Source organism: Klebsiella sp. GW_Kp182, from assembly GCF_040062275.1.
Classification (GTDB): Bacteria; Pseudomonadota; Gammaproteobacteria; order Enterobacterales; family Enterobacteriaceae; genus Klebsiella; species Klebsiella michiganensis.
Genome location: NZ_JBEAFQ010000022.1, coordinates 1 through 9,795, shown reverse-complemented (window position 1 = coordinate 9,795; position 9,795 = coordinate 1). Strand labels below are relative to the sequence as shown.

At 59.7% G+C, this 9,795-nt stretch carries 9 protein-coding genes; 6 read left to right on the top strand and 3 right to left on the bottom strand.

What is annotated here, in order from left to right:
- Window positions 1-356: 356 nt before the first annotated feature.
- The gene (gene cstA, locus ABLU88_RS16045) at window positions 357-2,462 is read left to right on the top strand and encodes a pyruvate/proton symporter CstA (protein ID WP_014228363.1); all 2,106 of its coding nucleotides are present in this window, start codon (window positions 357-359) and stop codon (window positions 2,460-2,462) included.
- A gap of 55 nt (window positions 2,463-2,517) precedes the next feature.
- Window positions 2,518-2,715, top strand: coding sequence for a YbdD/YjiX family protein (locus ABLU88_RS16040; RefSeq protein ID WP_004130340.1), 198 nt, complete (start codon window positions 2,518-2,520; stop codon window positions 2,713-2,715).
- Here ABLU88_RS16040 and ABLU88_RS16035 read toward each other — a convergent pair.
- From ABLU88_RS16035 to ABLU88_RS16025, 3 genes are all read right to left on the bottom strand, one after another.
- Window positions 2,712-3,116 (bottom strand): helix-turn-helix domain-containing protein, encoded by a 405-nt coding sequence (locus tag ABLU88_RS16035; protein ID WP_004100084.1) that lies wholly within the window; start codon window positions 3,114-3,116, stop codon window positions 2,712-2,714. The genes ABLU88_RS16040 and ABLU88_RS16035 overlap by 4 nt on opposite strands.
- The gene (locus tag ABLU88_RS16030; RefSeq protein ID WP_071889425.1) at window positions 3,097-3,390 is read right to left on the bottom strand and encodes a type II toxin-antitoxin system RelE/ParE family toxin; all 294 of its coding nucleotides are present in this window, start codon (window positions 3,388-3,390) and stop codon (window positions 3,097-3,099) included. Before ABLU88_RS16030 ends, ABLU88_RS16035 begins: the two co-directional genes overlap by 20 nt.
- Before the next feature lie 186 nt (window positions 3,391-3,576).
- Window positions 3,577-4,665, bottom strand: coding sequence for an oxidoreductase (locus tag ABLU88_RS16025; RefSeq protein WP_014228365.1), 1,089 nt, complete (start codon window positions 4,663-4,665; stop codon window positions 3,577-3,579).
- A gap of 160 nt (window positions 4,666-4,825) precedes the next feature.
- Here ABLU88_RS16025 and ABLU88_RS16020 point away from each other — a divergent pair, with 160 nt between their 5' ends.
- The 4 genes from ABLU88_RS16020 to ABLU88_RS16005 all read left to right on the top strand — a co-directional run bounded on the left by ABLU88_RS16020 (window position 4,826) and on the right by ABLU88_RS16005 (window position 9,770).
- Window positions 4,826-6,328 carry a sugar ABC transporter ATP-binding protein gene (locus ABLU88_RS16020; protein WP_049071011.1) on the top strand — a complete coding sequence of 501 codons (1,503 nt, stop codon included), beginning with the start codon at window positions 4,826-4,828 and terminating at the stop codon, window positions 6,326-6,328.
- Entirely contained in the window at window positions 6,325-7,323 is a 999-nt protein-coding gene (locus ABLU88_RS16015) for an ABC transporter permease (protein WP_049071013.1), read from the top strand. Before ABLU88_RS16020 ends, ABLU88_RS16015 begins: the two co-directional genes overlap by 4 nt.
- A 144-nt stretch (window positions 7,324-7,467) precedes the next feature.
- Window positions 7,468-8,532, top strand: a complete 1,065-nt coding sequence (locus ABLU88_RS16010; RefSeq protein ID WP_014228368.1) for a sugar ABC transporter substrate-binding protein — start codon at window positions 7,468-7,470, stop codon at window positions 8,530-8,532.
- Complete coding sequence (locus tag ABLU88_RS16005) at window positions 8,529-9,770, top strand: LVIVD repeat-containing protein (protein ID WP_348837085.1); 1,242 nt, start codon at window positions 8,529-8,531, stop codon at window positions 9,768-9,770. The genes ABLU88_RS16010 and ABLU88_RS16005 overlap by 4 nt, the downstream gene beginning before the upstream one ends.
- Window positions 9,771-9,795: the final 25 nt, after the last annotated feature.

The window sequence follows — 9,795 nt, the reverse complement described above, 5'->3', positions numbered from 1 at the left end:
TAGCCCGGGTAAGGCGTTTACGCCGCAACCCGGGGATACGCCGGGATGAATGCATCGGTGCGGCTTCTTCCCGGGTCGCGCTGCGCTTACCCGGGCTACGGGTTCACCGTCGTCTGCGGACCGGTAGCCCGGACAGGCGCGTCAAGCGCCGCCTCCGGGGAAGCAGGATGCGATGCAGTGACAGATTATCCCTCCCCGTTTTCATCCATTTTCCTGCCAGAAGTGATCTCGCTTGCAATGTGAGATAAATCCTTGCCGTCAGGCGACATCTGCAACGTTTCAAAGTTGTTAAAACTTCCATTGTGTTCTAGAAACAACTTGTAACATCCTGATTACCCTACCTGTGGAACACAATGATGAATAATTCAGGGAAATACCTCATCTGGACACTGCTCTCCGTTATCGGAGCCTTTGCCCTGGGCTATATCGCGCTAAACCGGGGTGAACAGATTAACGCGCTGTGGATTGTCGTCGCGGCAGTCTGCGTCTATCTGATCGCCTATCGCTTTTACGGCCTGTATATCGCTAAAAACGTGCTGGCGGTCGACCCGACGCGCATGACTCCGGCGGTGCGTCACAACGACGGCCTCGACTACGTTCCAACCGATAAGAAAGTGCTGTTCGGTCACCATTTTGCGGCCATTGCCGGCGCGGGGCCGCTGGTTGGTCCGGTGCTGGCGGCGCAGATGGGCTATCTGCCGGGAATGATCTGGATCCTCGCGGGCGTGGTGCTGGCCGGAGCGGTACAGGACTTTATGGTGCTGTTCGTCTCCACCCGTCGCGACGGACGTTCGCTCGGCGAGCTGGTGAAAGAGGAGATGGGCCCGACCGCCGGCGTACTGGCGCTGGTGGCCTGCTTTATGATCATGGTGATTATCCTCGCGGTACTGGCGATGATCGTGGTGAAAGCGCTGACCCACAGCCCGTGGGGCACTTACACCGTGGCCTTTACCATCCCGCTGGCGATTTTCATGGGGATCTATATTCGCTATCTGCGCCCCGGGCGCATTGGCGAGGTGTCGGTGATTGGCCTGGTGATGCTGGTGTTCGCCATCATTTCCGGCGGCTGGGTGGCGGAAAGCCCGACCTGGGCGCCGTGGTTTGACTACACCGGCGTACAGCTCACCTGGATTCTGGTGGGCTACGGGTTTATCGCCGCGGTGCTGCCGGTCTGGCTGCTGCTGGCGCCTCGCGACTACCTCTCCACCTTCCTGAAAATCGGCACCATTGTCGGTCTGGCGATTGGTATTCTGATTATGCGCCCGACGCTGACGATGCCGGCGCTGACCAAATTTATCGATGGCACCGGCCCGGTATGGAGCGGCAGCCTGTTCCCGTTCCTGTTTATCACCATCGCCTGCGGCGCGGTTTCCGGCTTCCATGCCCTGATTGCCTCCGGCACGACGCCGAAGATGCTGGCTAATGAAGGCCAGGCCTGCTTTATCGGCTACGGCGGCATGCTGATGGAGTCCTTCGTGGCGATTATGGCGCTGGTGGCGGCCTGTATTATCGACCCGGGCGTTTACTTCGCGATGAACAGCCCGATGGCGGTGCTGGCCCCGGCGGGCGTGACCGATGTGGTAGCGTCGGCGGCACAGGTGGTGAGCAGCTGGGGCTTTACCGTGACGCCGGATACGCTTAATCAGATTGCGACCGAAGTGGGGGAACAGTCGATTATCTCCCGTGCGGGCGGCGCGCCGACGCTGGCGGTGGGCATGGCCTATATTCTGCACGGTTCGCTGGGCGGCCTGATGGACGTCTCCTTCTGGTATCACTTCGCGATTCTGTTCGAGGCGCTGTTTATCCTGACCGCGGTGGATGCCGGCACGCGCGCGGCGCGCTTTATGCTGCAGGATCTGCTCGGGGTGATTAGCCCGGGCCTGAAGCAAACCAGCTCGCTGCCGGCGAACCTTCTCGCCACGGCGCTGTGCGTGCTGGCGTGGGGCTACTTCCTGCATCAGGGCGTGGTTGACCCGCTTGGCGGCATCAACACCCTCTGGCCGCTGTTTGGTATTGCCAACCAGATGCTGGCGGGGATGGCGCTGATGCTCTGCGCGGTGGTACTGTTTAAGATGAAGCGCCAGCGCTATGCCTGGGTCGCGCTGCTGCCGACCTCCTGGCTGCTGATCTGTACCCTGACCGCGGGCTGGCAGAAGTCGTTCAGCACCGATACCAAAGTGGGCTTTCTGGCGATTGCCAACAAGTTCCAGGCGATGATTGACAGCGGCAATATTCCGCCGCAGTACACCGAATCGCAGCTGGCGCAGCTGGTGTTTAACAACCGTCTGGATGCCGGGCTGACCATCTTCTTTATGGTGGTGGTGGTCGTGCTGGCGCTGTTCTCGATTAAGACCGCGCTGGCGGCGCTGAAAGAGGACAAACCGACGGCGAAAGAGACCCCTTACCAGGCGATGCCTGCTGATGCTGATAGCCTGGTGACCCAGGCGAAACGCGCCCACTAAGCCATGACGTTATCGCCCTCCTTTACGAGAAGGGGGGCGATGATGGGAGTTGAAAATGTTTGATACCCTTTCGAAAGCCGGAAAATATTTAGGCCAGGCGGCGAAAATGATGATCGGCGTCCCGGATTACGACAACTACGTGGAGCACATCCGCGCGACCCATCCGGAACAAACGCCGATGACCTATGAAGAGTTTTTTCGCGAGCGTCAGGACGCGCGCTACGGCGGTAAAGGCGGCGCGAAGTGCTGTTAACCCTCTTTTGGCAGATACAGGCTGATCTGCTCCTGGGTGCAGCCGTATATTGCCGCCAGCTTTTCGCGGGTGCGCTTTTGCGGGCGGGAGTCGATAGCTTCTAGCTGGGATACCGCCGACTGGCTAATCCCGAGCTTATTGGCCACCTCCTGCTGCGACAGGCCGCGCAAAATGCGCCAGGCCGCCTGCAGGCTGACTTTCTCTTTATCCATGATGTCGCAGACGTCACCCGGCAGCATCACGTTGTCGTAGATATCGTGTTCTACCGGAATATCTTCAAGATCGGCTTCCGTTTCATCATCCAGCTCGGCTAGTTGCAAACACATCTGGAAGTATTCGTCGTAGGGGATCACCGCGTACTGCGCTTTCCCTTCATCATCCTTAATTATCTGAACAGCCATATGGCATATTCTCCTCATGCAAATAGGTTGTTGAGGTTCTGCGCTTAACGGACACGATAAACAGGTCGCTCAGCGTCAGCCCCTGACGTGTGAAAATGACCCGATAATCCCCTACCCGAAGACGGTAATGATTCTCTGGTTTAGATAACTTTCTGACATCGGGCCGAGGAGCCGTACGGTCACCTAAATCAGCTAGCCTGCTTTTGATTCTCTGCTGATAGCGATAATCGATATTTGCCAGTTCCTTTTTTGCCACTTTTGACCAGATGAGCATGCTATGTACCTCCACTGTACACCTCAGTTGAACATAAGAAAATAATAAGTTTATAAGATAAGTTTGTTATTTTCTTATGAGGGTACCCTAACGCAGAATCGTCTTCTGGCGAAGACAGAAACATCGGCTTTGCGAGGCGGCTCGAAAGCGCCTCCGCCGGGCGGCAGAGGCGAATAAAACGGGGGATTAACCGGCGAAACGTTCGACCTTCTCAAACGCCGCGCGCAGGGTTTCGGCGTTCAGTTCAACCGGCAGAAAATGGATGGACTCCACCGGGCGCAGGGTATGGGCAATCACCTTATCCAGCTGTTCGCGGTTGTTGATGTCCACCTCCAGCGCCGCCAGCGTAGTCGGCAGATTAAAGCGCCGGTACGCCTGCACCAGCTGCGCCAGCACGTCGTCCTGGCCGAGCAGGGCGCTCTGGACCAGAATGCCGTAGGCGACTTTGGTCCCGTGAAGATACTTCTCGGTCTGCGGCAGTACCGTCAGCCCGTTGTGCACCGCGTGGGCGGCGGCGACGCGGGTATAGCGCTCGCCCAGCCCGCCGACCATACCGCCGCCGGCGATAACCGCATCCACCACGTCGCGAAACGCCTGGGTCAGCTCGCCGCGCTGCTGGTCGGCCAGCGCGGTTTCGCTGCTTTCCAGCAGAACATCGCGGATCGCCAGCGCGCCGTTGATACCCAGGCGCACGGTGAGCGGCAGCGTCTCCGGCTGCGGAGCCAGCACCACCGCTTCATACCATTTCGCCAGCGTATCGCCGATGCCCGCCAGCAGATATTCCGCCGGCGCGTTAAGAATAATGTGCGGCTCCACCAGCACCAGAAAGTTGGCGTCGTCGAAGATTTCAAACTGCAGCGCCTGACCGGCATCGTTATACCACACCGACAGCGGCGTCCACGCCGCGCAGGTGGCGGCGATGGTGGGGATGGCCACCACCGGCAGGCCGAGGCGACGGGCCAGCGCCTTCGCGGTATCGAGCAGCGCGCCGCCGCCCACGCCAATCACCACCGATCGATCGTCGCCGGATGCGCGGGCCAGCTCGCTGACGTCGCTTTCGCTGCAGTGGCCTTTAAATAATATTTTTTTGGCGCCAGGCGCGTTAAACGCTGCCGGCAGGAAAGCCTGCGCGCCCGCGATAGCCCGCTCGCCGTAAACCCACACCGCGCGTGAAAGCTGTTCTTCGCTGTAAAAATCCTGCAGCCGGGCAAGGCTGCCGGGATGGGAATAGTAGTTGGCGGGGCCGGGGACCACGCGGATATCGCTGTGACTCATCAATGTTGTCCTTGTGCTGTTTCGCTAACCCGATGTTATGTCTGGACATCCGGATGGCTAATATTATTTCGCTTTATCTTATGCCTTTTATGCATTTGTCAGTCAAGGAGAGCTATGAAAAATTCGTTAAATCAGAACATTAATCGACAGGGTGCAGGGGATGACCGGCAATCGCCTTGAGATGCAAAATATTAGCCTGGCCTTTTCCGGCTTTCGGGCGCTCAGCAACGTGGCTTTCACCCTGACGGGGGGATCGGTGCATGCGCTGACCGGCGCCAACGGCGCGGGTAAGTCCACGCTCATGGCGGTGCTGTGCGGCACGCACGCCCATTACGAAGGCGAGGTGGTGATTAACAACCAGTCGGTAAGCATTCGCTCGCCGCGCGATGCCAAACTGCTGGGGATCCATCTGGTGCAGCAGGAGGTTGACGTGGCGCTGGTCCCGGGCCTGAGCATCGCGGAAAACATCATGCTCGACAGGCTGGCGGAGCCGGGGATCGCCTTCCGCTGGGGGCGGCTGCGCCAGCTGGCGCGCGAGGCGCTGGCTCAGCTTGACGTCAGCCTCGACGTACGCCGCTCCATCGACAGCTGTACGCTGGCGGAAAAACAGCAAATCCTGCTGGCCCGCGCGCTGTCGCATCACTGCCGCTTTCTTATCCTCGATGAACCGACCGCGCCGCTGGACCAAAACGAAAGCGAGCGCCTGTTTGCGGTGGTTCGCCGCCTGCAGCGGCAGGGCATTGGTATCGTGTTTATCTCGCACCGCATTCATGAATTAAAAGCGGTCTGCGACACCCTGACGGTGCTGCGCGACGGCCGGCTGATTGAGAGCGGGCCGATGGCCGACCTGAGCGGCGAGCAGATCGTCGAGAAGATGCTCGGGCATGAGCTGAGCGATATCTTTCCGCCGAAGCGGCCGCCGCATAGCGATGAGGTGCTGCTACAGGTTGAAGGGCTGCACGACGAAGGGCTGCTGCAGGATATCTCGTTGCGTCTGCGCAAGGGGGAGATTCTGGGGATCGCCGGGCTGGCGGGCGCCGGGAAAACCGAGCTGTGCAAGGCGCTGTTTGGCGCCAGCAAAAGCCGTTTGACCCGCGGCGAACTGAACAGCCAGCCGTGGCGACCGCGCGACCCGGCGGACTCGGTGGCGCGCGGTCTGGCGCTGGTGCCGGAAGAGCGGCGCAAAGAGGGCATTTTTATCGAAGAGCCGGTGGCGATGAACCTGGCGGTCAGCGCCGATAGCAGCTTCTCCCGCTGGAGCCTGTTTGGCCATCGTCAGGCCTGGCGCTGGGCGGAAGAGGTGATCGCCCGGGTGGGCATTCGGACATCGGGTCCGGCGCAAACCCTGCGCCGTCTCTCCGGCGGCAATCAGCAAAAAGTGGCGATAGGCAAATGGCTGCGCGGCAACGCCAACGTCCTGATTTTCGATGAGCCGACCAAAGGGGTCGACGTCAAAGCCAAAACGGACCTCTTCAACGCGATCGACGGCCTGGCGCGGGAAGGTAAAGGGGTGATTTACGCCTCGGGCGAGTTCGCCGAACTGGTCGGCCTGTGCGATCGCATCTGCGTGCTGTGGGATGGACGCATCGTGGCGGAAATTCCGGGCGCAGAGGCCCGGGAAGAGAACATTCTTTATTACTCCACCGGAGGAGCAGCAGCGTGAGTAAGGCCCTGGCAGTTAACGCGACGGTATCGGGCCGTCAGCGATTTTTCGATTTTCTCTACAAATGGGGCATGTTGCTGACCGTCGTCCTGCTGATCGCCGTTTTTGGCCTGGCGTCGGACAACTTCCTCGACCCGTTTAACATCATCAACATCCTGCGTTCCATCGCCATCGTGACTGTGATCGCCATCGGCGTATCGATATCGCTGACCATCGGCGGTTTCGATTTGTCCGTGGGCTCCACCGCCTCGCTGGCCAATGCGCTGGTGATTTCGCTGTTTGTCTGGCACGGCTTCGGCACCACCGAGGCGATCCTTATCACCCTGGCGCTCTGTACCTTAGTGGGGCTGTTTAACGCGTTTCTGATCGTGATCCTGCGTATTCCCGACATGCTGGCGACGCTTGCCAGCCTGTTCGTGATTCAGGGCGTGGCGATGACCTACAGCTACGGCGGGTCGATCACCGAAAACATGGTGCTGCCGAGCGGCGATATGGCGGAAGGCGCGATTCCGGCGGCGTTCGGTTCGCTGGGGCAGGTGCCAACGATAGTGATCATTATGCTGGTGGTGACCGTTATCGCTCAGCTGGCGCTCTCTTTTACCACCCACGGACGGCGGATGTACGCCATCGGCGGCAACCCGGAAGCGGCGCGCCTCTCCGGCCTGCGCATCACCCGTTACAAAGTGGCGGCGTACGTCATCGCCTCTCTGCTGGCGGGGCTCGGCGGCATTCTGCTGGCGTCGCGCATCGGCTCATCGCAGGTGAACGCCGGCGGCGGCTACCTGATGGATGCGGTGGCGGCGGCGTGGATTGGCTTCTCGCTGGCCGGTTCCGGTAAGCCGAACGCGCTCGGTACGCTGGTGGGGGCGGTCATTTTAGGCGTGCTCTCCAACGGCCTGGTGATGCTCTCGGTGCCCTATTACGCGATGGACATTATTAAAGGGCTGGTGCTGGCTGGCGCGCTCGCACTGACTTATTTTCAGCGCCGCATCTAAAATTTTACCCGTCATTCTTCAAATTGCAGGTGTGTTGGCTGCGTTCACTCACCCGAATCACTTACTTATGTAAGCTCATCGGGATTCGTTTACTTGCCGCCGTCCTGCAATTCGAATTATTTAGGGTAACAAAAAGGAAACACTATGAAAAAGATAACGTTTTCACTCATCGCGCTGGGGTTGTTCAACGCTGCGGCGGCCTTTGCTGAAACCCCGACGCCGCTTCCGGCTGCCATTGCTGAACACAGCGGGCCGATTCGCATTGCGGTGATCCGCAACCTGGGCTCGGACGATAACACCACTCAGTTTGTCTCCGGAGCGATCCAGGAGGGGAAAAAGCTCGGCTTTAAAATCAGTACCTTCCTCAGCAACGGTGATGACGCCAAATTCCAGGACTTCGTTAACCAGGCGATTAGCCAGAAATACGACGGCATTATCCTTTCTCAGGGGCGCGACCCCTACGCCACCGCGCTGGTGAAAAAAGCGGTGGACGCCGGGATCAAAGTCTCGGTCTTCGATACCGCGGTAAACGGCCAGATCCCGGGCGTCACCGTCACCCAGCAGGATGATGCTTCGCTGACCGAGCTCTCCTTTGGCCAGCTGGTGAAAGATTTCAACGGCAAAGCCAATATCGTCAAACTGTGGGTTGCGGGTTTCCCGCCGATGGAGCGTCGCCAGGCGGCCTACCAGACGCTGCTTAAACAAAACCCCGGCATCAAAGAGCTGGAATCCATCGGCGCGGTCTCTTCCGACGTGCAGGGCGATACCGCCAACAAGGTCGGCGCGATCCTGGCGAAATACCCGAAAGGTAAAATTGATGCCATCTGGGGAACCTGGGATGCGTTCAGCCAGGGTGCCTATAAAGCGCTGAAAGAGAACGGCCGCACCGAGATCAAACTCTACAGCATCGACATTTCCAACCAGGATCTGCAGCTGATGCGCGAATCCGGCAGCCCGTGGAAGGTGAGCGTAGCGGTGGATCCGAAGCTTATCGGCGCCACCAACGTGCGCCTGATCGCCAATAAGATTGCCGGGGAACCGACGCCTGCGACCTACGACTTTAAGGCGGCGGCGATCCCGCAGGCGCTGCTGGCGGCGCAGCCGGGGGCGGTTAACGTCGCCTCGCTGGGTAAAATTATCCCGGGCTGGGGCCAGACCGAAGACTTTATCGCCCCGTGGTTCGCTACCCTGGAAGCGAAAAACAAATGAGTGTTTTGCCAACACCAGAATACAGCCTCAATATGCGGCTGATCGGGCATAGCGATCAGGGGGGACGCCCGGACGGCGTTCAGCTGATGGTCCATCGTGGTTTTGCCTATATCGGCCATATGGTCTCGCAGGGCTTTTCCGTGGTGGACGTGCGCGACCCTAAACATCCGCAAACGGTCAACTACATCGCCGCGCCGCCCGGTACCTGGAACGTCCATTTACAGGCGCACGATGATCTGCTGCTGGTGATCAACGCCCGGGATCTGTTCGCCGATGCCCGCTTCGCCGACGAGAAGGTTTACTACACCCGTTCGGTGGGCGAGACGGTCAGCGACGTACGGGATAGGGGCTGGAGCGCCGGGCTGCGGATTTTTGATATTTCCACTCCGGATAAACCGCGAGAGATCGCCTTTCTGTCGCTTAACGGCATCGGTATCCACCGAATCTGGTACGTCGGCGGACGCTGGGCCTACGTTTCCGCGCTGATTGACGGCTTTAGCGACTACATTTTCCTGACTATCGACCTGGCCGACCCGCGCAAGCCGGAGGTCGCCGGGCGCTGGTGGCTGCCGGGGATGAACCAGGCGGCGGGGGAGACCGCGCAGTGGCCGGAAGGTAAGCGCTATGCCCTGCATCACGCGATTATCGCCGGCGACACCGCCTACGGCAGCTGGCGCGACGGTGGCCTGACCCTGCTCGATGTGCAGGACCGCACCCAGCCGAAGCTGATTAGCCACCGTAACTGGAGCCCGCCGTTTGGCGGCGGCACCCACACCGCGCTGCCGCTCCCGGATCGGGATCTGCTGGTGGTGCTTGATGAGGCGGTGCTGGATAACCAGCAGGATGGCGAGAAGCTGATCTGGCTGTTCGACATTCGCGACCCGACGAATCCGGTGAGTATCGCCACTTTCCCGCAGCCGGACGAAGCTGACTACGTGGCGAAAGGGGCGCACTTTGGCCCGCATAACCTGCATGAGAATCGTCCCGGCAGCTTTGTCAGCTCAACGCTGATTTTCGCCACTTATCAGAACGCGGGCGTTCGCGCTTACGATATTTCCAACCCTTATCGACCGGTGGAAACCGGGGCGCTGGTGCCTGCCGCACCGGTAAAAATGATGGATACCCGCCCAGGCCGCCCGCGGGTGATCCAGTCCTGCGACGTGTTCGTCGACGCGCAGGGAATTATTTACAGCACCGACTATAACGGCGGGCTGTCGGTGATTGAGTATCTGGGGTAGGGGATTGTGGGTTGTTGCTTCCCGG

Bases quoted from the DNA above. Each gene is read 5' to 3' on its own strand.
- ABLU88_RS16040 (WP_004130340.1), top strand. From the start codon at position 2,518: ATGTTTGATACCCTTTCGAAAGCCGGAAAATATTTAGGCCAGGCGGCG.
- ABLU88_RS16030 (WP_071889425.1), bottom strand. From the start codon at position 3,390: ATGCTCATCTGGTCAAAAGTGGCAAAAAAGGAACTGGCAAATATCGAT.
- ABLU88_RS16035 (WP_004100084.1), bottom strand. From the start codon at position 3,116: ATGGCTGTTCAGATAATTAAGGATGATGAAGGGAAAGCGCAGTACGCG.
- ABLU88_RS16010 (WP_014228368.1), top strand. From the start codon at position 7,468: ATGAAAAAGATAACGTTTTCACTCATCGCGCTGGGGTTGTTCAACGCT.
- ABLU88_RS16005 (WP_348837085.1), top strand. From the start codon at position 8,529: ATGAGTGTTTTGCCAACACCAGAATACAGCCTCAATATGCGGCTGATC.
- cstA (WP_014228363.1), top strand. From the start codon at position 357: ATGAATAATTCAGGGAAATACCTCATCTGGACACTGCTCTCCGTTATC.
- ABLU88_RS16025 (WP_014228365.1), bottom strand. From the start codon at position 4,665: ATGAGTCACAGCGATATCCGCGTGGTCCCCGGCCCCGCCAACTACTAT.
- ABLU88_RS16020 (WP_049071011.1), top strand. From the start codon at position 4,826: ATGACCGGCAATCGCCTTGAGATGCAAAATATTAGCCTGGCCTTTTCC.